This is a genomic window from Hyphomonas sp. FCG-A18 (assembly GCF_045287255.1).
In the GTDB taxonomy this organism is placed as follows: domain Bacteria; phylum Pseudomonadota; class Alphaproteobacteria; order Caulobacterales; family Hyphomonadaceae; genus Henriciella.
Window position 1 is genome coordinate 863,926 of the sequence record NZ_CP137142.1, and the last position, 22,005, is coordinate 885,930.

Consider the following 22,005-nt stretch of genomic DNA (forward strand, 5'->3'; position numbering starts at 1 on the left):
GGCCCTGAGCCCGGTTCATGCGCCGCAGGCGCGGAACCCGCTTCGCCCTGCTGCGGCACAGCCGCTCAGCGCAGGGCACAAACTTTAGTGCCCCAATCTAAAGCCAACGATGCACTTGGCGCCGCCAGCGCCCATTTTTGTCTCGATCTGGACTTTCATCTTGTTGGCGAGACCCTGCGACAGCAGCAGGACATTCGTATCGGAGAGCGTGCGGCCCGGACAGCTCGATCCGCCCCATTTATAGGTGCGCGTCTTATTCTTGCTGACGGGATAGACCACCAATTCCCCATGCAGCTTGGCATACTCATCATGGGTGCGCTCCAACACGCGCAGCGAGACCATGGTCTGCCATGGCAGCGTTTGAGGCTGTTCCGCTTCGGCGGGTGCGGCCTGCATAGCGCGTTGCTGGGCATGGCCCGAGATGGCAATTGCGCCGCCGAGCAGGGTGAGGGCGAGTAATCTGGCTTTCATAGTCTTCCCCTTCTGTTTGGCCGCATCATACGGGCGAAGGGGATATTTGGCAAAGCTGGTGTGGATTTACCCCAGCACAAAAAACCAGACCGCCTCGCAACGTCTGGATATACAGGGCCTGGGCGCGCTCAGGGTGAACGCGATCGACTGCCGCTCTTTCGAGACGGCTATAGCGCCCAGCCTGAGCGCGCCCGCGGTGGCGTATTTTCGGTCATTTCCCATGCAGCTTTCACCAGCACAGGTCCGGGCTTTAGCGCTTGTCGGAGATGAGATCGCTCACCTCCTCGCGCCATAACCACCCGACTGTTCCGCAAGACCGGGCACGGACCCAAAGCCAGCAGACACAGACCACCACTCTCACCCTCATTTCCAGCTGTTCCGGAAAGACCCTGTCATAGAGGGGAGATGGCAAGCATTATACGCGCGAGGATAAGGGGTGGGATTGGTTTCTGAGCCCCCTCACGTCACGCTTTGCACGGCTTGACCGTGCAATCCATCCCTTATGGGTTCGTCCGGGATAAGGGGTAGCAATAACGCCTTACCTTCATGACAGAGCATGGGAAATGAACCCTATGAACAAGCCGTGGGGAGGCCTTCTCAAAATGCACAGAGCAAAAGTAGGGCGGGTTATGAGCTGACCATAGCTTTGGCCTGTTTTATTGGCGGGATACGCTCGCGCTATCCTGCCTTACGCGCGCGGAGCGACGCTGACTATCGCTCCAGTATATTGTCAAAAGATACAGTGTACTTTCTATCTATTCTGCATTGCAGGGTATAAGAATTTGTCATCACTAGATCTTTAAAAGATATAATTATTTGATGATCGCCCGCGGCTATATTTGGCCTGACCGAGCTCTTAATAACTTCATCAAGAACCGTATCTCCAGCCAACGAATACTCTGATGGTAGCCAAGTTTGATTGCTTTGGTCTTTTAACACGCATTTATCAAGCCATACTTGTCTGGCAGGACCGCTATAATTAAGGTTACCGAAACACTCCAATGATGTTCCGCGTTTTGAACATCGTTCTAATGATACTGCGAATGGGCCGACAGACTGAGCTGTAGGGACTCGTCTATCATACGCTTGGGCGGCTGACGGCTGCGAGGGACTCAATACATTGACTGATTCAACTTTCTGCGACGGTTCGGTGCTAACTTGCTTTCGTTGAGCTAGCGCCGCAACATTCTCCTCAAGTCTAGTAACCCTTTGACCAAGCTCACTAGTTGCACCACCAGTAGTCGCATCTATGCCATCAACTCGAGTTTCGATAACGGCAGACACAGATGTCAGTGACGATACTTGAGCCTCAAGCTTGTTAAGTCGTCTAGCTACTTCTGTAGCCCCTTCCGGCTCACTAAGAGTGTCATAGTCTCCGAGACGCGCTTCCATAGCGCTGAGGCGATCTTGAACCGAGTCGTACTCGACAGCTCCCCACCACAAGCCAGTCGCTAGTATGCCGAGTGCGCTCACACCCGCAAACAGATTACCTAAATTCATTGACGCCCCTCTATTTTCCCAAGTGGGATTTTGGTTGCCAATTCTGTCAAGTCAAGAGGGTTGGGATTCCAAATAAATCTGCGCCCCTTTCTCCATAAACTCTTTTGATTTCTCTTCCATGCCTTTTTTGGCTTCGGCGGCTTGGCGTTCGAGGTCGGCTTTTTCATTGTCGCTTAAGGTCTCGGCATAGTCGCGGACTTCGGCGGTGATCTTCATTGAGCAGAATTTCGGCCCGCACATGGAGCAGAAATGGGCGACCTTGTGGGCCTCTTTCGGCAGGGTCTGGTCGTGATAATCGCGGGCGGTTTCGGGGTCGAGCGACAGGTTGAACTGATCCTCCCAGCGGAATTCGAATCTAGCCCGTGAAAGCGCATCATCGCGGACCTGCGCCGCCGGATGACCCTTGGCGAGGTCGGCGGCATGGGCGGCGAGCTTATAGGTGATGACGCCGACTTTTACGTCGTCTCGGTCTGGCAGGCCGAGATGCTCTTTCGGCGTGACGTAGCAGAGCATGGCGGTGCCGAACCAGCCAATCATCGCCGCGCCGATGCCGGAGGTGATATGGTCATAGCCGGGCGCGATGTCTGTGGTCAGTGGGCCGAGCGTGTAGAACGGGGCCTCGCCGCATTCCTTGAGCTGTTTGTCCATGTTGACCTTGATCTTGTGCATCGGCACGTGGCCGGGGCCTTCGATCATCACCTGACAGCCTTTGGCATGGGCGATCTTGGTCAGCTCGCCTAAGGTTTCCAGCTCTGCGAATTGGGCCGCGTCATTGGCATCAGCGATGGAGCCGGGGCGCAGGCCGTCACCGAGGCTGAAGGTGACATCATAGGCGCGCATGATGTCGCAAATCTCAGCAAAGTGGGTATAGAGGAAGCTCTCTTCATGGTGGGCGAGGCACCACTTGGCCATGATCGAGCCACCACGGCTAACGATGCCGGTGACGCGCTCTGCGGTCAGGTGGATATAGGCGAGGCGCACGCCCGCATGGATGGTGAAATAGTCGACGCCTTGCTCGCACTGCTCGATCAGGGTGTCGCGGTAAACCTCCCAGGTCAGGTCTTCGGCGACGCCATCGACTTTTTCCAGCGCCTGATAGATCGGCACGGTGCCGATCGGGACGGGGCTGTTGCGCAGGATCCACTCGCGCGTGTTGTGAATGTTGCGCCCGGTTGAGAGGTCCATGACATTGTCAGCGCCCCAGCGGGTCGCCCAGACCATTTTCTCGACCTCTTCCTCAACGCTGGAAGCAACGGCGGAGTTGCCGATATTGGCGTTGATCTTGACCAGGAAGTTGCGGCCAATGATTTGCGGCTCCAGCTCGGCATGGTTGATATTGGATGGGATGACGGCGCGGCCACGGGCGATCTCGTCGCGGACGAATTCGGGGGTAATGAATTCAGGGATGTCGGCGCCGAAGCTTTCGCCCTGCGCGATGGTCTCGGCAGCGTTGGCGAGGGCTTCCTGACGGCCAAGGTTTTCGCGCTCGGCGACATAGATCATTTCCTTGGTAATGATCCCGGCCTTTGCATATTCGAACTGGGTGACCGGGCCGGAGCCGTCGCCGCGCAGGGGGCGGTGTTTGACCGGGAATTCACGGGCGAGGTATTTGCCTGTCGCACCGCCATTATCCTCAGGTCTGACATCGCGGCCTTCATATTCCTCGACATGGCCGCGTTCGAGCACCCAGTCCTTGCGGTGGCGGGCGAGGCCCTTCTCAACGTCAATTGTGACGGACGGGTCGGAATAGGGGCCGGACGTATCGTAGACCGGGACAGGCTCTTCATTGGCGCTTGGGTGCAGGTCAATCATCCGGCGCGGGACAGACAGGCTCGGATCGGCCTGCGGGTGGGTATAGACCTTGCGCGAGGATGGTAGTGGGCCAGTCGTGACTTTTGGAGTCTCGAACTCGGACTGATTGGTTGGCTTATTCATGGGTCTTCTCCAAGTGTTGAAGACCCGGGAGCGTTTAGCGTCTCGTTTCCGTTCCTACGCCGGCGCGACCCGGATCAGGTTCTAAGGGTGCTCGGTCGGTATCAGACCAATCTCAGCGCTTTCCAGACGCGCCCCTCGGATGCAGGCAAGTTAGGTTAAAGCTGATGCTTTGAAAAGGCGAAAAGCCTTGCGTGCTTAAAATCAGGTGGATAGGCCTTATGCATAACAACAATGCTTGGGAGGCTTTACCATGACACAGATTGAAGCTGTGGCGCTTTATTCCGGATTATTCGTTCTTCTGTTTATCGGATTGAAATTGAATGCAGGCCGGGTTCGCGTCTCGGAGCAGGTGAATTTCGGAGATGGCGGGAATGACCCGATGCGTCAGGCGATGCGGGTGCAAGGCAATGCCGTGGAAGATGTGCCGATTACGCTTCTGGGGCTGTATGGCCTGGCCGCATTGGCCGCGCCGGTCATGCTGATCCATATTCTGGGCGGAAGCTTTCTTCTCTTCCGTATCGCTCATGCTTTCACATTGGGCAGTGGAACGGGGTCAGGCCTGGGGCGTATGATCGGGACGCTTGGGACCCTGCTGGTTATGCTGGTGACAGGCGGAGCGGCCATCTGGTTTGCCCTTACTTGAGGGGCGGTCCAGCTCAAAGAAAAGCAGGGGCACCTAGGCAGGCTTTCCAACCGACCACGGCGAGCCAGTGAAAGACGATGGGTGGCCAGAGTGACCGCATGCGGCATGCAAGCCATGTCGTGATGGCGCCAAGTCCAGCTGCTATGATCAGGAAGCGGCAGTCAAAAAAATAGTCGCGGGCCTCAGTCAAGAAGAGCCAGCCATTCAGCGGATGCCAGAGAATGAAAAGAAGAAAGGACAATCCCGCGACCAATGGGAGATAGCGGTTTTGGCGTTTGGCCAACCAGAGCACAGGGCCGCGAAAGACCAGCTCTTCCAGAAAAGCGGGTAGGATAAGCGCAATTATGGCAGTGCGCAGGATTGAGGTAGGTTCGGCCAATTCGTACTGGAATAAGCCTGAGGCGAAACCGAAACTGACAGCCAGGATGGCAAAAGCGATGAAGACAAGGCTGGTCAGTCGCCAATCCGCAGCAGAAGGACGCTGGAACAAAAGATCAGCCTGATGCGGCTTGCGCCTGCATCCATGCGTCGATCGCATCGGCGTGGATGTGGGTGGTACTGAATACGGGGACGGTGCAATCGGCTTGTTCAAGGATCATACACAGTTCTGTGCAGCCGAGGATGACCCCGTCTGCACCTTGGGTCGCATAGCGGGCGACGAGGTCCGACATGGCGGCACGGGAGCTGTCTTTGACGACGCCATTGACAAGTTCGTCGAAGATGACACGACCGACAAGCTCGCGGTCTTCGGTGCTTGGGATGATCGGGGTTCCCGAATAGCGCTGGGCGAGTTCGGGGGCGAAGAAATCACCGCTCATGACCCATGGCGTACCGAGCAGGAGCGGACGGTTTGACCCTTGCATGGTCATGGCTTCACTCAGGCTGTCGAGCATGTGAATGACGGGGAGACCTGTCGCTTCGCCAGCAGCCTTTGCGGCGACATGGGTTGTGCCGGAGGTGATCGCGATGGCGGTCGCGCCACCCGCTTTCAAAGATTGTGCGGCGGCCACAACCTCGGTGGTGAAGGCAGGCCAGTCCTCGGCTTTATAGTGACCATACATGGTGCCATAATCGAGCATGTAGAACAGGACCTGCGCCGAGTGCTGGCCGCCCTGATGGCGACGCGCGTGATCATTCAACAAGCGATAATAGATGTGCGTGGCTTCGGGGCTGACCCCGCCAATGAGACCGATAAGAGACATGGCTTTCCTATATCGCTGAGGTCGGTATGTTTAAAGCACAAATCGAGGTGCATGGTTGCAATCATTGCAAATCGGAAAGGGGCAAAACGCCCGCTATTCTGTGGGCCGCGTCTTGGCTATGGTCGTGCAATGATCATTCCGGATTGGAGATCCCATGACATCGTTTGAAACAGCCTATACCGAAAAGCGTATGAACGCGGATGAGGCGGTTGCCCTTATTAAGAGTGGCGAGAATATCGCCATGGGCATGGCGCTAAGTGAACCGCCAGCTTTGCTTGCGGCGTTGGCACGGCGATTGGAGGCGCGCGCGGTTTCAGGCCTGAAGCTCTGGTATTTCCACTCCATGCCCGGGGCCGCTGAGACGGTTTTGCGCTATGAATTGCTCGACCGGATACAGCCCCATTGCATGTTCATGGGGCCGATTGAGCGCGAACTGGCCAAACGCGGAGAGGTCGAGGGGCGTAAAGTGGTGAACTTTGTGCCGGTCGCGTTCTCTGATGCGCCAGCTTTGTTTGAGCGGCATGTGGATCTCGATACCTGTCTGGTCGTGGTGTCGCCGATGGATCGACACGGCTATTTCTCTTTCGGGACGAATAATGACTATGCCAGCACAGCGGCGCGCACGGCCAAGCACACGATTGTTGAGGTGAACCCGCAAATGCCGCGCGTGTTTGGCGACTCAATGATCCATATCAGCGAGATTGATGCCCTGATCGAGCATGATGTTGCTCTGCATGAAGTGCCGACAAAAGAGCCGAGCGAGGCCGATCACAAGATTGCAAAGATCGTCGCGGACATGGTGCCGGATGGAGCCTGCCTGCAAATGGGCATTGGCGCACTGCCGGGCATTGTCTGTGAGCATTTGAAGTCGCGCCATGACCTCGGCATCCATACCGAGCTGCTCTCACCGGGGCTGGTCGAGCTGATCGATTGTGGCGCGGTGACCAACCGACGGAAGAATACGTTTCCGGGGCGCACGGTGTTCACCTTCGCGCTGGGCAATAAGCGGATGTATGACCTGATTGATGACAACCCAGCCGTGAACAGTCATCCGGTGAATATCGTCAACGACCCCCGCCACATCGCCAAGAATCCCGGCGTTATCTCGATCAATGCGACGCTGGAAGTTGACCTGACCGGAGCGTGTAATTCTGAAAGCCTGAAAGGGCGCCAGTATAGTGGCTCTGGCGGACAATTGGACTTTGTCCGTGGGGCGCGGGCCTCGAAAGGTGGGCGCTCGATCATCGCGACGCGCTCGACCACGCGCGATGGCAAGGTCTCGCGGATTGTCCCGGAGCTGACGGGCGCAGTGACCACCCCGCGCAATGATGTCGATACGATTGTCACCGAGTTTGGGGCCGCACGCCTGATCGGCCTGAGCGCGGAAGAGCGGGCAGAGGCCCTGATTGGTCTTGCCCACCCCGATCATCGTGAAGACTTGAGGCTTGCGGCGCGGCAGCGGGCGCTTATTGACTAAGCCCGTACTTGGTCGGGAGGCAATATGATCCAGCTTGATGATGCGTTTGAGACGCTGGCCGGGGTGCGGCTTGATACAGTGCAGCCCGAGGATGAAGCCGAAGTGCGCGCTGCGGCGGATGATGCGGAGACGTGGCGGTGGTTTACTTTCCGCGCGGATGGAGCGTATTTCGACACGCAATTCTGGCCGAACTTTCTGGTGCATCACCGTTCGCCTGAGGAATATCACTTCATTGTCCGCCATCAGGGAAAAGTCGTCGGCGCAACTTGTTTCCTGGCGGCGAGCGATCGTCACAAGCGGGTGGAGATTGGCGGGACATGGTACACAAGCGCCGCGCGCGGCAGTGTGGTTAATCCGGTCTGCAAGTTTTTACTGTTGCAGCGCGCCTTTGACTGGGGCGCACGCCGGGTGGAGATCAAGACGGACAGTCAGAATGCACGCTCACGCGCCGCGATCGAGAAGCTTGGCGGGGTTTTTGAGGGGACTTTGCGCAATCACATGATCCTGCACGATGGCTCGCAGCGGCATACCGTCTACTATTCGATTATTCCTGAAGAATGGCCGGTGATTTCTGCAAAACTGCAAAAACGCATCGAAAACACCCCGTAAAGTAAACAGACAGCCCTGAATCGGTTAACCCTTAGCCTTTTCAAGGGCTTAGCTGTTAACCTTAACGCAAAACCTGTGCGGCACTCTCCGACTCGTCAGCCAAGGCGTTGACGTGATGGTGGGTGTCCCGGACCGGGCAAAAAAAGACTGGCCGGGCACCTCTAAAATTAGAGGGAGTGGCAAATGGCTTACTCAGACATACAAACGGAGATTGCCCCGGAGACAGGACTGTCCGCGGAAACCGCAACTGGTGATGAACTGTATCGGGTCGGACTGGCCTATGCAGAAGGTGTTGATTGCGAACAGGATCTGGTCGCGGCGCATAAGTGGTTCAATCTGGCTGTCCTGAAGGGCCACGAAGACGCGAAAATCTGCCGTGAAGAAATGGCCGAGATGCTCGAAAAAGAAGACATCAAAGTAGCGCTTTCAGCCGCGCGGGCCTGGTTGCAACTGGCGAACTAATTCCAGCCCAATGGCAAGACAGAGATCAGATTCAGAGATCTTGCCAAGCATGGCTGGTTCAGTGTTCTGGAGGCATACTATTTGTATGTTTCCATGGGTTGGATCGATTGTATGTCCACGCTACCTATGTCGGCCATAAGGCAGATAAAAGATGACAGTCTTACATCTTGCCAGAACTTGATGGCATGAGTGTGAGTTATGATGAGTGATGACCATGATCCCGATGGGGTAAGGGCAAATTTAGACCAGGACTTCATACCGTTTCATCAGGCGAGGGAATTGCTTGGGAAAAAGAGCTATCAAGAGGTTCATTCGATCTGTGTAGAAATGATCGACCAGAACCCGGATTATGCGGATGCCTACTATGTTCTCGGCATTCTGTTCTATGAACACCATGATTTTCGGAATGCGCTCGACCTCTTCGAGCGGGCAGTTCAGAAAGGTCACCCAGAACCGGGTGTGCACGCTCAGCTTGCGCGTTGTTATTTGGCTTTGAGTAGACCGCAAGAGGCTTTGGCGCATATAGAGATGGCCACAGCACGCAATCCTGAGGACAGCTATACACTGTCATCATTGGGTGCAGCGCTGAGCCGTCTGGACCGACATGAAGAGGCCGTGGAGCTTCATCGCAAAGCGACTGAACTTGCCCCAAAGGATGCCTTTGGATTTTTCAACCTTGGCTCATCACTTCAGTTTTTGGGAGATTTTGATGGAGCAAAGGCGGCTTATGAGACGGCTTTGCAAATCGCCCCTGAATATCTGAAAGCGCGCGCTTATCTGACACTTATCAAGACACATACGCGTGAGGAGAATGACCTTCCGGCCTTGCAGGATGCATGGGAAAAGCGTCATCCTCGTGATGCTGAGGGTGGACTGCAAATCGCTCATGCATTTGCTAAAGTATACGAGGACCTTGGTGAGCCCAAATCGGTTATGACCTGGTTGGACAAAGGCAAGAGTTTGGTTCGGGAGGTCATTCCAAATCGGCGCGTCCAGGATAAGGCAAGCTTTAAGGCTGCCAAAGCGCTTTCTCTTACGTTGAAGCCTGATGTTGATACTATCGCTGATGGTCCAATATTTATAACAGGTTTACCCAGAACCGGAACGACACTGACTGATCGTATCCTTTCTAGCCATTCGCAAGTTGTTTCCGCTGGAGAGCGTACCGAGTTCGCAGCATGCCTTCAGCGTGGAGCGCAGCAGCAAGGCAAGCATGTTCTTGATGCTCAAACGATATCCATGGCGACAGAGGTTGAGCTGTCATCTGTCGGGGCAGTATACCTTGATGACGTGAAGGCCATTCTCAATACGTCACACCGCTTTACCGATAAGCTTCCGCTTAATGTGTTTTTTGCGCCAGCTATACTGACGGCACTCCCTTCGGCGCGAATGATCTGTTTGCGACGACATCCTGTTGATAGTGTCCTGAGCGTCTATAGACAATTATTTGCGCTAAGCGCAATTGAGTACCGCTGCGCGCATGATCTGCAAGATTTGGCGAACTTTGTTGCCGACTTTTATGAGCTTGTAGAGCACTTATCAGAGACCCTGCCAGCATCAAGATTTAGAATTGTTGACTATGAAACTTTGGCGACCGAACCTGAGACTGAAATCAGGCAGCTTCTAGAGTTTTGTGGGCTTCCTTTTGAAGAGGCATGTCTTGAGTTTCAGAAAAATCGCGCACCTGTTGCAACAGCGAGTGTCGCGCAGGTGCGCCAGCCTATGTATACATCATCCATAGCGCGTTGGGAGCGATATAAGGATCACTTGGGACCTGCTCTTGCTGTTCTCAATGATAGAGGCTTGTTGGATTGAAAGTGAGCGCGGATAGCTGTTCTACGCCCATTTTTCTTAGCTCTCATTGTACCGATAACCCACGCCATACAGCGTTTCGATGGCGTCGAATTCCTTGTCGCTTTCGCGGAATTTCTTGCGCAGGCGTTTGATGTGGCTGTCGATTGTGCGGTCATCGACATAGATTTGATCATCATAGGCCGCGTCCATCAGGTTATCGCGCGACTTCACATAGCCGGGGCGCTGGGCGAGGGCTTGCAGGATCAGGAATTCGGTCACGGTCAGGCGAACCGGGTGACCATCCCAGGAACAGGCATGACGGTTCGGATCGAGGGTCAGGCGACCGCGCACGATGGGCTTAACGTCGCCTTCCTCTGGCGCAGCATCGGCGGAGCGTGAGCGGCGCAGCACGGCTTTCACGCGCTCTGAAAGCAGACGGTTCGAGCACGGCTTCCGGACAAAATCATCGGCACCGATATTGAAGCCGATGACCTCGTCAATCTCTTCATCCTTTGAGGTCAGGAAGATCACGGGCAGGTCAGAGGACTGGCGCAAGCGCTTGAGCAATTCCATACCGTCCATTTTCGGCATTTTGACATCGAGGATAGCAATGTCTGGTGGGCTGTCGGTCAGAGCGGTCAGCGCGGCCAGCCCATCATGATAGGTGCGCACATCATAGCCTTCGGCCTCAAAGAAGATTTTCAGGGACGCAACAATGTTCTCGTCATCGTCAACCAGTGCCAGTGTCGTCATGGGTCAGCCTCCTCGCCTTAAACGCCCGTACTCAGCCGGGCTGACATCTCTGAGGCTGTATGAACCACGGTTCGTGTGCCACCGGAAGCCCCCGGCTATGGTGATGACTTAAAAAACAGGGCTTTAGGGCAGGGGTTTGCGCCGAATGCGGCAATTTCTAGCCACGCAGCGTTTAGCTTGCCTTATTTGACCATTCACGAGAACGTGTTCGTGGTGGGCTGTGATCATGACTACATGGTGGCAGACGTTGAAAGCCAAAAGGGAGCTGATGGAATGAGTCACGATGTATATACCCCGCCAAAAGTGTGGACCTGGGACAAGGCGAGCGGGGGGCGGTTTGCCAATATCAATCGCCCAATCGCCGGGCCAACACATGACAAGGAGCTGCCCGTCGGCAAGCATCCACTGCAGCTTTACTCGCTCGGCACGCCGAACGGGGTGAAGGTCACCGTGCTTCTGGAAGAGCTTCTGGAAAAGGGCCATACAGGCGCGGAATATGATGCCTGGCTGATCAATATTGGTGAGGGCAGTCAGTTTGGCAGCGGCTTTGTTGACGTGAATCCGAACTCAAAAATTCCGGCCCTACTGGATACGTCGACCAATCCGGGGACGCGCGTGTTTGAGAGTGGATCAATCCTGTTCTACCTTGCCGAGAAGTTTGGTGCGTTCCTGCCTAAAGACGGCGCGGCGCGAGCCGAGACGATGAACTGGCTGTTCTGGCAGATGGGCTCTGCGCCCATTCTTGGTGGTGGCTTTGGGCATTTCTATGCCTATGCCCCGGAGAAGTATGAGTATCCGATCAACCGCTATGCGATGGAAGTGAAGCGTCAGTTGGACGTCCTGGAGCGTAATCTGGCTGACCGCGAATACCTGGCGGGTGACGAGTACACGATCGCTGATATGGCGGTTTGGCCCTGGTATGGCGCGCTGGTGAAGGGCATTATCTATGAGGCGGGCGAGTTCCTGTCTGTGCATGAGTATAAGAATGTCATCCGCTGGACTGACCAGATTGCCGAGCGCGCGGCGGTGAAGCGCGGGCGGATCGTCAACCGAACCTGGGGTGAGGATAAGAACCAGCTTGCCGAACGCCATGATGCCAGCGACTTTGAAGGCAAAACTTAAACAATAGAGGTTTTGCGAAGGCTGGTACTTTATTGTCTACGTGTTTGTTATAATGTAATAAATGTGAAAATTTTTATTTCATCTTTATTGACCCCGGTTTAATAGATTGATTTATGCCAAATAAATAATCTTGAGCCGGGGGACATTTCTAAACGCATGGTTTCGGTGAATGAAAGCTATGCTGCGCTTGAAGCGATCAATGGGGCCGCGACCCCGGCTGAAGTGGTCCTGATTTTTACGACCTATTGTACCAATATCGGTTTTCGGACCGTCAATATCGGACAATTGAGCGCGAGCCGGGATCCAGACGCGAAGAAGCTACAATTCTCCAACATGCCGAAGGATTATATCCAGCATCGGATTGCCCAGAATACCAGTCTACATGATCCCACCCTGATTATGGCGCGGCAAACCATGCTGCCCTTTACCTGGGATAAGGCCTATGCCCATGCCGACCGGATGGGACGCAACATTATTGATGAATGCCGCAGCTATACCGAAAGCGATGGCTTGTTCTTTCCCATTCACAGCCATGACTTCATTTCTGGCTTTATCTCATTAGGGGCCAACCATATTCCCGACGATCCGCAGATGATCAGCCTGCTGGGGTTTGCCGCGTCGGCGGCCTATATGCGCCTGAATGAATTGATGGGGCCGTATCCGCGCGAGACTGAGATCAACCTGTCGGCGCGGGAGCGGGACGTGATCTATGCAGCGTCTCAGGGGCTGACCAATAAGGAAGCGGCGAGATTACTCAAAATCGCACCGGATACGGTCAAACAGTATATGAGCAGTGCGCAACGCAAGCTTGGCGCCAGTGACCGGGCGATGGCGGTTGCGCGGGCGATCAGCAAGGGCCAGTTGCCTTACTAGGCATCCCGCTTGGTTAATCCCCCCCCATTTGGGGGAAGTGATAAGTCGTCCGTGTTCCGACACACTTTGAGGTGTGGAGGGACGCATGGCGGAAGTCATAAGGTTCGAAGACAGACATGCATATTCTGAGACGCTGCAGGATATGCATGAGCAACGCTACGACGTGTTTGTTAATCGCATGGGTTGGGACATCCCAGGCATTGAACCAAATTATGACAAGGATGCCTTCGACACAGAGGAGACTCTCTATCTGATCGAACGTCATGCTTTCACAGGGGAGGTCGTTGCGAGCGCAAGGCTCAATCCGACGACCTCCCCATACATGCTATCAGAGGTGTTCACGCAGTATTGTCAGTTTGAAGCGCCACCACAAAGCGCGCAGGTCTGGGAGCTGTCCCGACTGGTCTATGACTGGAAGCGTTTAACCCGCGAAGAGCTGGCAGAACTGCGCCCACGGTTCCGGCTTGCCATGCTGGAATCCTGCGTCAATGAAGGGATAGAGGCAATTATCTGGCTGTCTTCCCTTCAGGTCTATAACAACACATTGGGGATATGGCCGACGCGGCCTTTAGGGCCACCTCTGCTTTATGAGCTGGGCGGGGACGCCTATGTCGCAGCGATCTCGCAAATGCGCCCGGCCGATTTAGAGACCATGCGAGCCGCACTGGACCAAAGAGCATTGGTTCCGAGATGACGTGTAGGCTTAAGGCTTCCTCCCGCGCTGACCTAGAAATCACCAGAATTTCAATTGGCGCATAACTTGTAGAAACCTTGATCGTCTGGGGGGACCGCTCATCCCCCATTTTTTGTTTCTAAAGCCCCTTAAACTCGACCCATTCATCCAGGCTGGCGCGTTCTGTGTAAAGCTCATTCACCGGGTCGGATTTGTCTGGGATGCCGACGGCCATGCCGCACCAGACCATTTCGTGTTCGGCGAGGCCAAGCGCCTCTTTCAGGCTTAGGCGGAGGATGCCCCAGCATTCCTGCATACAGGTGGCCCAACCGCGTTCTTCGGCCAGCAAAGCGAGGGTTTGCATCAACATGCCCGTATGGCCCCATTGGCCGTGACCGACGCGTTCATCAAGGACGAAGAACAGGGCAAGCGGGGCGTCGAAGAAGCGGAAATTGCGGCTGAACCACATCATCCGGGCCATCTTGTCTTCGCGGGGGATACCGACCTTTTCGTACATCATTTCGCCAACGCGGAAGCGGCGGGCTTTCTGGGCATCGGTGATATAGTCGGGATAGATCGGGCGGTCAGTTGGTTCACCTTGCGGGTTTTGCGCCAGGACGCTGGCGGCCATGTCGACGATTTTCTGTTTCTCTTCACCGCCGAGCGCAATCACGCGCCAGGGTTGCAGGTTGCCGCCAGAGGGCGAGCGACTGGCATCTTTCAGCCATTGCTCAACCTCGGCCTTTGGTAGTGGGGTATCGAGAAATGCACGAGTTGAGATGCGTTGTTTGACGGCGGTTGAAACGTCCATGGCAGGTAGCCTCCCTGATCTATATCTGGGTTTAGACTTAGAGGATCGCGGCGGGGCGACTAGGGGTCCCCTTGGGTGAGGGCGTTTGGCGCGAGATTTGTCCCAGAGGATAATTTGTGGCTTAGATAAGAGGTAGTGTTCAGAGTTTGGGAGGACTGGAATGCTTCGATCGATATTGCTTGTACTGGTATTGGGGCTGATTTCGTCAGTCTTCGCACTGGCCGTGGCGCAGGATGAGGCGCCGATTACGGCGCAGGATCTGGAAGGCGATTGGGTCGGGTATGGTTATACCTGTCGTGGAGCTGAGCCGCCGCAGTTGATGACTCTGAAGGCGATCGGGCCGAAAGTCATCATGACCAAAACGCGGGGCGATGATTGCGTGCCCTCTGGCCATCGGACCTGGGAAGGTACGCTGAATGGCAACACGATCAATGGTGTATTCTATGTCTCCAATGGTCCGCTGGCCCGTCCAATCTTTACCATGTCGAGCACGTTTACCGTCATCAGCAAGAATGAAATGCGATCCGGAGCGACCGTGTTCAAGCGAGGCGAGGGGGCTGAGGCTGAACCCATTCCTGACGAGTTGGGCGCTGTCGCGGTTACGGTTGTGAATGCCAGAACGGGCAAGCCTGTTCGTTATCAGAAACTGATCCTGATGCCCGCCGATGGAACGGTTGAGGTGGGCAGCGCTTTTCTGACCCGAAAGGATAAAGGCAAGAAGACGTTTGAGGCACTGGAGCCTGGACAGTATCGGGTCTTCATCAGGGGCGATGGCTGGACTGAGGCGAGCCGCGAAGCGATGGTAACGATTAAGGCCGGCAAGACTGCAAAAGTCACCCTGAACCTGGATGTCGGGAAGGTTGAAGTGGTCGGCATCCTGAAGGGCTATAATGCCAATAATCGGTTCGAACGCGTCAAACGTGTGCCCGTAAAAGTGCTGTTCTCTGACCAGCATGAAGAAACTGTCTATACCAATGATCGCGGCTATTATTCCCTGTCTTACGATAAGGCGCCGGAATTCTTTATTGTCGAAGTGCCGCTGCGGTCTGAGAAAAAAGAGATTGATGTGCGCAGTCGCCGCGGCTTTGCCGGGCAGACCGTGACCTTGAAGTCCAAGCGGATCGAGATTGAAGAGCCGCGAGAGATTGCGTCGCTGCGATTTGCCAAAACCGAGCGGCGACTATCTTCGACACTCAACCCAGCGCGCAAACAGTCCCTCGAAGATGGCGGCGCGTTCTACATCAATACGCTGAAAGCGGCTGACTTTGCCCGGGACAAGCTGAACGCCAACTATAATCACAAACTGCCGGTTGAAGTGCAGATGTGGAACCGCTCCACATCCGGGGTTTTCTACATGTCGAGTGATAGCTCGATCACGGTCGCCGCGAGCGGGAACAATAGTCTGCGAACCAATTCCAGTTCTCCGGATAATCGCGAGTATCACGAGTTTGGCCATCACTTGCACGCCGATATGGCGATGAGCGGTGAGAATGGCCTGCCGGGTCGTGCGAATGGCGATCAGAATCATGGCGGGATCGACAATTCCAACTCGTCAGATTCCTATGTGGAGGGCTTTGCGGAGTTCTTCGCGCTCTGGGTGAATGGCAACTCGGTCTACAAGTGGGGCAGCTCCACCGACCTTGAGAATAATGTTCAGAACTATCGCCGCGTGAAGCGGGATGCGCGCGGGCAGGTCGTTCGAAACGCGGCAGGGCGTCCCGTGGTTGAGACGGTGATGCGGGAAGAGTTTCAGGTCGCTGCGCTGCTTTGGGACTTGCTTGATTCAGCGGCCGATACTGGAGACAATATTGATCTGACTGACAAGAATATGTGGGCCGTCATCAATCGCGTTTCGGTGAAGGATATTCCCTCGCTTTACAAGGAAGTGCGCGGGCCACTGCGCGGACGCAAGACAAATGCGAGTCAGGTTCTTGATGATGTCGATACGCTCTTCGTGACCCACCGCTTCTATTCCGATACCAATGGCAATGGCGCATGGAATGCCGGGGAGCAGATCGGCGTGGCTGATTTCTATCACAAAGCTGGAAGTACGACAGTTCGGTCCCAGCATCCGCCGCTTGAGAACTCTGACCTTGAGTTGGTCTCACCCGATGGTGTGCCGCAAGCGGCCTATGCGCGGACCTATGTTCAATATCCAGATGGTAGCATGGTTGATTTTGGCGAGCAGCAGGTCGTGGATGGCCGCCTGATCGTTGAAGTGCCGGAGAATGCCGAAGCGCTTTATGTTGAGCCAATTATTGCTGGCTATGTTGTCGAGCCGATCCGGATCACACCAGAGGCCTATGAGGCGGCGTGGGCCGAGGCTGTGATAAGTGGAAACGCAGTGTTCCAGAGCACCACTCTGGACGCCCAGCCCATTGAGGTCGATGCGCCAACCGACGCCACGATTGGGCGGGACCAGGATGGCTTATGGATTGGCTGGCAAGGCGATGCCGGGCAGCGCTTTATTCTGGTCGAAGGCGCTGAACGCTCGCCCTTGAGCGTACAGGATGGGGAGATCCTGTATCAGGGTGCCGACCCATACTTCCTGGTCACGGACATCCTTGATTATGAGGCCTTGCGGTTCTATTCGATCTTTGTTGATGCCGGGAATGGGGCGGTGTCTGCACCGCTCATGATTTCATGGCCAGAAGATTATGGTGATGAGAGCGGTATGCCTTGGTGGCTCTATATCATCATTGCGCTGATGGCCGGTGGCAGCCTGTTCTGGTTCTTCATCCTTGGGCGTCGCAAGAAGGATGATGACGAGCCCGAGACGATTGAGGATGAGATGATTTAAGGCGCCTCTTTCGGCAGAACCGGACGGGCAGAATCAGACGAGGAGGGCCGCAATTTGGTTTGCGGCATCCTCCGGCGCTGTGCTTGCGGTATCAATGGTCAGGGCAGGGGGCGGCATGGCGGCTTCGCAGGCTGCGAACTGGTCGAGATTGGCGCGTAGGATGCCAAGATCGCGGAGCTTCCCGAACTTGGCGCGATCGGCATTAGCGATCCGCTCCAACTGCCCTTCTTTGGAGAGGGTGAGGTGGATATAGGTCAGGCTTGCGCCATGGCGCTCCGCGATGGCCTCGACCTTGGCCGGGAAACCCTCAGCGACAGTATTCTCTGGCTGGAAGGTGAAGATCAGGCTGCGGCCTTCACCAAGGGCAGCATTCATTGTCTCAAGCCAGAAGCGCTCGCGCAGTTTTGCGAAATTCTCACTGCCGAAAGGAAACACGGCCCCGACGGCATCGACAATCAGGTGATTGTGGAAAAGTGGCAGGCCGGTTTGTTCTGAGAGTAGGCGCGAGACCGTATACTTCCCGGCCGCTGGCGGGCCGTACACAAAGATCAGCCTCGTTGTCATGCTAGCCCTCTTCGAAGAGTTTTAGGGCCGTCGCTGTCATGGTTTTTACGCCCGTTTCGATGGTCGGGGCATAGTCCGGCGCAAAGAAAGGCGAGTGCAGGGACGGCAGGCCAAGGGCACTATCCTGTGCGGCTTGCCACTTTTCAGGTTCGACGGCGCCGAGCCAGTAGATCAGACTCGGGATTTTCTCGCCCGTGCGGCTATACTGGCTGAAATCTTCCCCGCCCATGACCGGATCGACCTGCTGGACATTCTCCGCGCCGATAACGCTGCTCATCGCAGCCGCCGCCTTCGTTGCCAGAGCCGGATCATTATAGGTCGATGGCGTATAGTCAGAATCCACCGTGATGATTGGCTCCGGCGCGCCAAAGGCCGTGGCCTGGGCCTTGGCGATGCGCTCAATCCCTTCCAGCAGCATCGCGCGGGTTTCATCATCATAAGAGCGCACAGTGATCAGCAGTTTAGCTTCGTCGGAAATGATGTTGTGCTTGGCCCCGGCCTGGAAAGAGCCAACGGTGACCACGGCCGGGGTCTGCGGGTTCACATTGCGTGAGACCAGCGTTTGCAGGGACATGACGATGGACGAGGCGACCACGACTGGATCTTTTGTGGTGTGTGGGTAGGCCCCATGACCGCCAACACCTTTGACGCTGATATCGACACTATCAACATTGGCGAGGGCATAGCCGGACGAGTAGGCGACCTGACCAGAGGGCAGGGAGGATGAGACGTGCAGGGCGAGATTATAATCGGGCACTGGGAAACGCGTGAACAGACCGTCTTCGAGCATCGCAATCGCGCCTAACCCGAGTTCTTCGGCGGGCTGGGCGATCATGACCAGTGTGCCGGACCATTCGTCTTTCCTGGCAATCAGTTCGCGGGCCGTGCCGACCCAACTCGTCATGTGAATGTCGTGACCACAGGCATGCATGACGCCATTGGTCACCCCGGTCCATGTCGTGTCTTCGACTGTGGAGGCGTATGGGCTGGTCGAACGCTCGACCACAGGCAGAGCATCCATATCGGCGCGGATGAGAACGGTTGGGCCATCGCCATTCTCGAACACACCAACGACGCCATAGCCGCCAACGCCGTCTCGGATCGTGCCCTGATCCCGGGTCGACTTGGCGCGGACCCAATCCTCACCAAGACGTGTGGTGACGGTAAAGCCAAGGCTTTCAAGTTCGTTCGCCATGACGGCGGAAGATCGCGCCTCTTTCAGGGAGAGTTCTGGGTTGGCATGGAACCACGCATAGAGATCGGTGAGGTTGGTTCCCGCAGTCGGCATATCAGCGGTGATCTCAACCGGACCTGCCGTCAAAACCGCGGTCTCTACAGGCATATGTGCGTCTGTCTGTGGCGGGGTTGCCCCGGAGCAGGCGGCAGCGGCGAGAACGAGGCTGAGTGCGGTCAGACGAATCATAGGTGTTTCCTCAAGAGCAGTTTTTCATAGTTTGCGCAGACCAAACTGGCTTGGCAAGCGCGATCATTAAGGCGCCTTTTACCATACTCGCGCTCTTTTGAGGGGAAGATCAGGAGCCGTTGCCATGACATCGAAATGGGCCGCCGGGGCCATGTCTTTGACTGTTGCCTATTTTGCTTACCACGCGCTGGCGGGTGAGCAGGGGCTTGGCCAATGGACGGATATGCAAGCCAAACTCACGGCAAAGAAAGCCGAGTTGGCGACGCTTCAGGCAGGAAATGCTGCGCTGCAAAAAGACATAGCTCGGCTCACGCCAGGACAAATTGATCCCGATTTGGTCGAGTATCTGGCACGAAGCGAGCTTAATTTCGTCTATCCTGACGAACTTGTGATTGTGGACAGTTCGCAATGAGTTGCGAAAACGCATAGGTGATAAGACTCGACGTACCTCATAAAGCCGGGGTATCTTCCACCCAATTACGACAGGCAGGGAGCCAGCATGGCAAAGGCGACGACGACCCGGAAACGGGCCGCACCGAAACTGAACAAGAAAGAGGCCCTCAAATTCTATCATGACATGTTGCTGATCCGCCGGTTCGAGGAACGGGCTGGCCAGCTTTATGGCATGGGCAAGATTGCGGGCTTCTGTCACCTCTATATCGGCCAGGAAGCGGTCGTCACAGGTATGCAAGCCTGTCTGAAAGAGGGCGATCAGGTTATCACTGGATATCGCGATCATGGGCATATGCTGGCCTGTGACATGGATCCGAAAGGCGTCATGGCTGAACTGACCGGACGCGAGGGCGGATACTCACGCGGCAAGGGCGGTTCAATGCATATGTTCTCGCGCGAGAAGAATTTCTTTGGCGGTCACGGGATTGTTGGTGCGCAGGTGCCGATCGGGACCGGCCTGGCCTTTGCCAACAAGTATAAGGGCAATGACAATGTGTCGGTGGCCTATTTCGGCGATGGCGCCGCCAATCAGGGGCAGGTCTATGAGGCGTTTAACATGGCCTCGCTGTGGAACCTTCCGGTTGTCTATGTGATTGAGAACAACCAGTACGCGATGGGCACAAGCGTTGAACGCCACGCGTCTGAAACCGAGCTGTATAAGCGCGGTATCTCTTTCGAGATCGAGGGTGAGGAAGTTGATGGCATGGATGTCTATGCGGTCAAAAGGGCAGGTGAGAAGGCGGTGAAATATGCCCGCTCTGGCAAAGGGCCATACATTCTTGAAATGAAGACCTATCGCTATCGTGGGCATTCCATGTCTGACCCTGCCAAGTATCGCAAGCGTGAAGAAGTTGATGACATTCGCAGCCATCAGGATCCGATTGACGGCCTGAAAGAGCAGATCATCGCGCAGGGGATCGCCAGCGAAGATGATTTGAAAGCGATCGACAAGGATATCCGCATGGTCGTTAAAGAGGCGGCTGATTTCTCTCTGGAAAGCCCGGAACCTGATCCAAGTGAACTCTGGACCGATGTCCTGCTGCCGGTGGAGGCGTAACGATGGCTGTTGATATTTTGATGCCTGCGCTGAGCCCGACCATGGAAGAGGGCACGCTGGCCAAGTGGCTGAAAGCCGAGGGTGATGTGATTGAGGCCGGCGATGTGATTGCCGAGATTGAGACCGACAAGGCGACCATGGAAGTCGAAGCGGTCGATGAAGGCACACTGGCCAAGATTGTTGTGCCCGCGGGCACAGAAGGCGTTCAGGTCAATGCTGTGATCGCGGTTCTGGCTGAAGAGGGCGAAGATGCGAGCAGTGTTGAGGCGAGCGGTGGCAGCGTTGCGCCTGCTACCCCGGAACCTGTCGTAGATGAGGCTCCGGCTGCGGCGGCCACGATGGACAGCGCGCCAGAAGCCGAAACTCTGACCAATCCGGATGTGCCAACCGGCACGACCTATACCAAGACCGCGGTACGCGATGCTTTGCGCGATGCCATGGCCGAGGAAATGCGCCGGGACGAGACTGTGTTCGTCATGGGTGAAGAAGTCGCCGAATATCAGGGCGCCTATAAAGTCACCCGTGAACTGTTGCAGGAATTTGGCGACAGACGCGTGGTCGATACTCCGATTACCGAGCATGGCTTTGCCGGGCTTGGCGTTGGCGCAGCCTTTGGTGGCCTGAAGCCGATTGTCGAGTTCATGACCTTCAATTTCGCCATGCAGGCGATTGACCATATCATCAACTCGGCGGCCAAGACGCTGTATATGTCTGGCGGTCAGATGGGCTGTCCGATTGTGTTCCGTGGTCCGAACGGGGCAGCGTCCCGCGTCGGCGCTCAGCACTCTCAAGATTATGCTGGATGGTATGGCCATGTGCCGGGCCTGAAAGTGGTTGCGCCCTATGATGCGGCCTCGGCGAAGGCACTGCTCAAGTCTGCGATCCGTGACCCGAATCCGGTCGTCTTCCTGGAGCATGAACTGCTCTATGGCCACGAGTTCGATGTACCGGACCTCGATGACTACACCTTGCCAATCGGCAAGGCGGCGGTTGTGCGCGAAGGCACCGATGTGACGATTGTTGGGTATTCCCGCATGGTTGGGTTCGCACTCGAGGCGGCGGATACGCTGGCTGAGCAGGGTATCAGCGCCGAGGTCGTGGACCTGCGCTCCATTCGCCCACTCGACATGGAGACGATTGTTGAGAGCGTGAAGAAAACCAACCGCCTCGTGACGGCTGAAGAAGGCTGGAAGCATATGGGCGTTGGCGGCGAGATCGCGGCTGGCGTGACCGAGCACGCGTTCGACTATCTCGACGCCCCGCCACTGCGCGTGACGCAAAAAGATGTGCCGCTACCCTATGCGGGCAATCTGGAGGCGATGAGCCTGCCGGATGCGGGCGATATTGTCGAAGCGGCCAAGGCTGTTTGTGAGGGGATGTAAG

At 55.9% G+C, this 22,005-nt stretch carries 21 protein-coding genes and 1 riboswitch; of the genes, 12 read left to right on the forward strand and 9 right to left on the reverse strand.

The features are described from left to right. Positions 1-84 precede the first annotated feature (84 nt). The 3 genes from RYZ27_RS04235 to thiC all read right to left on the reverse strand — a co-directional run bounded on the left by RYZ27_RS04235 (position 85) and on the right by thiC (position 3,906). The gene (locus RYZ27_RS04235; RefSeq protein ID WP_406681117.1) at positions 85-471 is read right to left on the reverse strand and encodes a hypothetical protein; all 387 of its coding nucleotides are present in this window, start codon (positions 469-471) and stop codon (positions 85-87) included. A gap of 711 nt (positions 472-1,182) precedes the next feature. Beyond that, positions 1,183-1,971, reverse strand: a complete 789-nt coding sequence (locus tag RYZ27_RS04240) for a hypothetical protein (protein WP_406681118.1) — start codon at positions 1,969-1,971, stop codon at positions 1,183-1,185. A 51-nt stretch (positions 1,972-2,022) separates the two neighbouring features. Then, entirely contained in the window at positions 2,023-3,906 is a 1,884-nt protein-coding gene (thiC, locus tag RYZ27_RS04245; RefSeq protein WP_406681119.1) for a phosphomethylpyrimidine synthase ThiC, read from the reverse strand. A gap of 34 nt (positions 3,907-3,940) precedes the next feature. Further along, a riboswitch (TPP riboswitch) is annotated at positions 3,941-4,052 on the reverse strand. Positions 4,053-4,156: 104 nt separating this feature from the next. Between thiC and RYZ27_RS04250 the strand changes: the two genes are divergently transcribed. Beyond that, on the forward strand, positions 4,157-4,549 hold the full coding sequence (locus RYZ27_RS04250) for an MAPEG family protein (RefSeq protein ID WP_406681120.1): 393 nt from the start codon (positions 4,157-4,159) through the stop codon (positions 4,547-4,549). Between the two features lie 13 nt (positions 4,550-4,562). Here the strand turns inward: RYZ27_RS04250 and RYZ27_RS04255 are convergent, their stop codons facing one another. Next, entirely contained in the window at positions 4,563-5,039 is a 477-nt protein-coding gene (locus RYZ27_RS04255) for a type II CAAX prenyl endopeptidase Rce1 family protein (protein ID WP_406681121.1), read from the reverse strand. 4 nt (positions 5,040-5,043) lie between these two features. Then, a complete protein-coding gene (locus tag RYZ27_RS04260) occupies positions 5,044-5,751 on the reverse strand; it encodes an aspartate/glutamate racemase family protein (protein WP_406681122.1) in 708 nt (235 codons plus the stop codon). A 154-nt stretch (positions 5,752-5,905) separates the two neighbouring features. Here RYZ27_RS04260 and RYZ27_RS04265 point away from each other — a divergent pair, with 154 nt between their 5' ends. The 4 genes from RYZ27_RS04265 (at position 5,906) to RYZ27_RS04280 (ending at position 10,114) form a co-directional block, all read left to right on the forward strand. Then, complete coding sequence (locus RYZ27_RS04265) at positions 5,906-7,228, forward strand: acetyl-CoA hydrolase/transferase family protein (RefSeq protein ID WP_406681123.1); 1,323 nt, start codon at positions 5,906-5,908, stop codon at positions 7,226-7,228. Positions 7,229-7,252: 24 nt separating this feature from the next. Then, positions 7,253-7,837, forward strand: a complete 585-nt coding sequence (locus tag RYZ27_RS04270; RefSeq protein WP_406681124.1) for a GNAT family N-acetyltransferase — start codon at positions 7,253-7,255, stop codon at positions 7,835-7,837. Between the two features lie 183 nt (positions 7,838-8,020). After that, a complete protein-coding gene (locus tag RYZ27_RS04275) occupies positions 8,021-8,299 on the forward strand; it encodes a hypothetical protein (protein WP_406681125.1) in 279 nt (92 codons plus the stop codon). A gap of 198 nt (positions 8,300-8,497) precedes the next feature. Beyond that, a complete protein-coding gene (locus RYZ27_RS04280) occupies positions 8,498-10,114 on the forward strand; it encodes a tetratricopeptide repeat-containing sulfotransferase family protein (protein ID WP_406681126.1) in 1,617 nt (538 codons plus the stop codon). Between the two features lie 36 nt (positions 10,115-10,150). Here the strand turns inward: RYZ27_RS04280 and RYZ27_RS04285 are convergent, their stop codons facing one another. Next, on the reverse strand, positions 10,151-10,846 hold the full coding sequence (locus RYZ27_RS04285; protein ID WP_406681127.1) for a response regulator transcription factor: 696 nt from the start codon (positions 10,844-10,846) through the stop codon (positions 10,151-10,153). Positions 10,847-11,119: 273 nt separating this feature from the next. Between RYZ27_RS04285 and yghU the strand changes: the two genes are divergently transcribed. The 3 genes from yghU to RYZ27_RS04300 all read left to right on the forward strand — a co-directional run bounded on the left by yghU (position 11,120) and on the right by RYZ27_RS04300 (position 13,535). Then, positions 11,120-11,968 (forward strand): glutathione-dependent disulfide-bond oxidoreductase, encoded by an 849-nt coding sequence (gene yghU / locus RYZ27_RS04290; protein ID WP_406681128.1) that lies wholly within the window; start codon positions 11,120-11,122, stop codon positions 11,966-11,968. 156 nt (positions 11,969-12,124) lie between these two features. Then, positions 12,125-12,841, forward strand: a complete 717-nt coding sequence (locus RYZ27_RS04295) for an autoinducer binding domain-containing protein (RefSeq protein ID WP_406681129.1) — start codon at positions 12,125-12,127, stop codon at positions 12,839-12,841. 85 nt (positions 12,842-12,926) lie between these two features. Beyond that, the gene (locus RYZ27_RS04300; protein ID WP_406681130.1) at positions 12,927-13,535 is read left to right on the forward strand and encodes an acyl-homoserine-lactone synthase; all 609 of its coding nucleotides are present in this window, start codon (positions 12,927-12,929) and stop codon (positions 13,533-13,535) included. A 118-nt stretch (positions 13,536-13,653) separates the two neighbouring features. Here RYZ27_RS04300 and RYZ27_RS04305 read toward each other — a convergent pair whose 3' ends face one another. Next, positions 13,654-14,325, reverse strand: a complete 672-nt coding sequence (locus tag RYZ27_RS04305; protein ID WP_406681131.1) for a nitroreductase — start codon at positions 14,323-14,325, stop codon at positions 13,654-13,656. A gap of 160 nt (positions 14,326-14,485) precedes the next feature. Here RYZ27_RS04305 and RYZ27_RS04310 point away from each other — a divergent pair, with 160 nt between their 5' ends. Next, complete coding sequence (locus RYZ27_RS04310; RefSeq protein ID WP_406681132.1) at positions 14,486-17,125, forward strand: collagen binding domain-containing protein; 2,640 nt, start codon at positions 14,486-14,488, stop codon at positions 17,123-17,125. 33 nt (positions 17,126-17,158) lie between these two features. Here RYZ27_RS04310 and RYZ27_RS04315 read toward each other — a convergent pair whose 3' ends face one another. Continuing rightward, a complete protein-coding gene (locus tag RYZ27_RS04315; RefSeq protein ID WP_406681133.1) occupies positions 17,159-17,689 on the reverse strand; it encodes a shikimate kinase in 531 nt (176 codons plus the stop codon). A 1-nt stretch (position 17,690) separates the two neighbouring features. Beyond that, positions 17,691-19,112 (reverse strand): M20 family metallopeptidase, encoded by a 1,422-nt coding sequence (locus tag RYZ27_RS04320; protein WP_406681134.1) that lies wholly within the window; start codon positions 19,110-19,112, stop codon positions 17,691-17,693. 124 nt (positions 19,113-19,236) lie between these two features. Between RYZ27_RS04320 and RYZ27_RS04325 the strand changes: the two genes are divergently transcribed. The 3 genes from RYZ27_RS04325 to RYZ27_RS04335 all read left to right on the forward strand — a co-directional run bounded on the left by RYZ27_RS04325 (position 19,237) and on the right by RYZ27_RS04335 (position 22,004). Continuing rightward, positions 19,237-19,524 carry a septum formation initiator family protein gene (locus tag RYZ27_RS04325; protein ID WP_406681135.1) on the forward strand — a complete coding sequence of 96 codons (288 nt, stop codon included), beginning with the start codon at positions 19,237-19,239 and terminating at the stop codon, positions 19,522-19,524. Between the two features lie 87 nt (positions 19,525-19,611). Then, complete coding sequence (pdhA, locus tag RYZ27_RS04330; RefSeq protein WP_406681136.1) at positions 19,612-20,622, forward strand: pyruvate dehydrogenase (acetyl-transferring) E1 component subunit alpha; 1,011 nt, start codon at positions 19,612-19,614, stop codon at positions 20,620-20,622. A 2-nt stretch (positions 20,623-20,624) separates the two neighbouring features. Further along, positions 20,625-22,004, forward strand: a complete 1,380-nt coding sequence (locus RYZ27_RS04335; protein ID WP_406681137.1) for a pyruvate dehydrogenase complex E1 component subunit beta — start codon at positions 20,625-20,627, stop codon at positions 22,002-22,004. Position 22,005 lies beyond the last annotated feature (1 nt).

Coding starts and splice junctions, on each gene's coding strand:
- pdhA (WP_406681136.1), top strand. CDS start 19,612: ATGGCAAAGGCGACGACGACCCGGAAACGGGCCGCACCGAAACTGAAC.
- RYZ27_RS04280 (WP_406681126.1), top strand. CDS start 8,498: ATGATGAGTGATGACCATGATCCCGATGGGGTAAGGGCAAATTTAGAC.
- RYZ27_RS04325 (WP_406681135.1), top strand. CDS start 19,237: ATGACATCGAAATGGGCCGCCGGGGCCATGTCTTTGACTGTTGCCTAT.
- RYZ27_RS04315 (WP_406681133.1), bottom strand. CDS start 17,689: ATGACAACGAGGCTGATCTTTGTGTACGGCCCGCCAGCGGCCGGGAAG.
- RYZ27_RS04310 (WP_406681132.1), top strand. CDS start 14,486: ATGCTTCGATCGATATTGCTTGTACTGGTATTGGGGCTGATTTCGTCA.
- RYZ27_RS04235 (WP_406681117.1), bottom strand. CDS start 471: ATGAAAGCCAGATTACTCGCCCTCACCCTGCTCGGCGGCGCAATTGCC.
- RYZ27_RS04260 (WP_406681122.1), bottom strand. CDS start 5,751: ATGTCTCTTATCGGTCTCATTGGCGGGGTCAGCCCCGAAGCCACGCAC.
- RYZ27_RS04240 (WP_406681118.1), bottom strand. CDS start 1,971: ATGAATTTAGGTAATCTGTTTGCGGGTGTGAGCGCACTCGGCATACTA.
- RYZ27_RS04265 (WP_406681123.1), top strand. CDS start 5,906: ATGACATCGTTTGAAACAGCCTATACCGAAAAGCGTATGAACGCGGAT.
- RYZ27_RS04250 (WP_406681120.1), top strand. CDS start 4,157: ATGACACAGATTGAAGCTGTGGCGCTTTATTCCGGATTATTCGTTCTT.
- RYZ27_RS04320 (WP_406681134.1), bottom strand. CDS start 19,112: ATGATTCGTCTGACCGCACTCAGCCTCGTTCTCGCCGCTGCCGCCTGC.
- RYZ27_RS04335 (WP_406681137.1), top strand. CDS start 20,625: ATGGCTGTTGATATTTTGATGCCTGCGCTGAGCCCGACCATGGAAGAG.
- RYZ27_RS04295 (WP_406681129.1), top strand. CDS start 12,125: ATGGTTTCGGTGAATGAAAGCTATGCTGCGCTTGAAGCGATCAATGGG.
- RYZ27_RS04270 (WP_406681124.1), top strand. CDS start 7,253: ATGATCCAGCTTGATGATGCGTTTGAGACGCTGGCCGGGGTGCGGCTT.
- RYZ27_RS04300 (WP_406681130.1), top strand. CDS start 12,927: ATGGCGGAAGTCATAAGGTTCGAAGACAGACATGCATATTCTGAGACG.
- RYZ27_RS04285 (WP_406681127.1), bottom strand. CDS start 10,846: ATGACGACACTGGCACTGGTTGACGATGACGAGAACATTGTTGCGTCC.
- thiC (WP_406681119.1), bottom strand. CDS start 3,906: ATGAATAAGCCAACCAATCAGTCCGAGTTCGAGACTCCAAAAGTCACG.
- RYZ27_RS04305 (WP_406681131.1), bottom strand. CDS start 14,325: ATGGACGTTTCAACCGCCGTCAAACAACGCATCTCAACTCGTGCATTT.
- yghU (WP_406681128.1), top strand. CDS start 11,120: ATGAGTCACGATGTATATACCCCGCCAAAAGTGTGGACCTGGGACAAG.
- RYZ27_RS04275 (WP_406681125.1), top strand. CDS start 8,021: ATGGCTTACTCAGACATACAAACGGAGATTGCCCCGGAGACAGGACTG.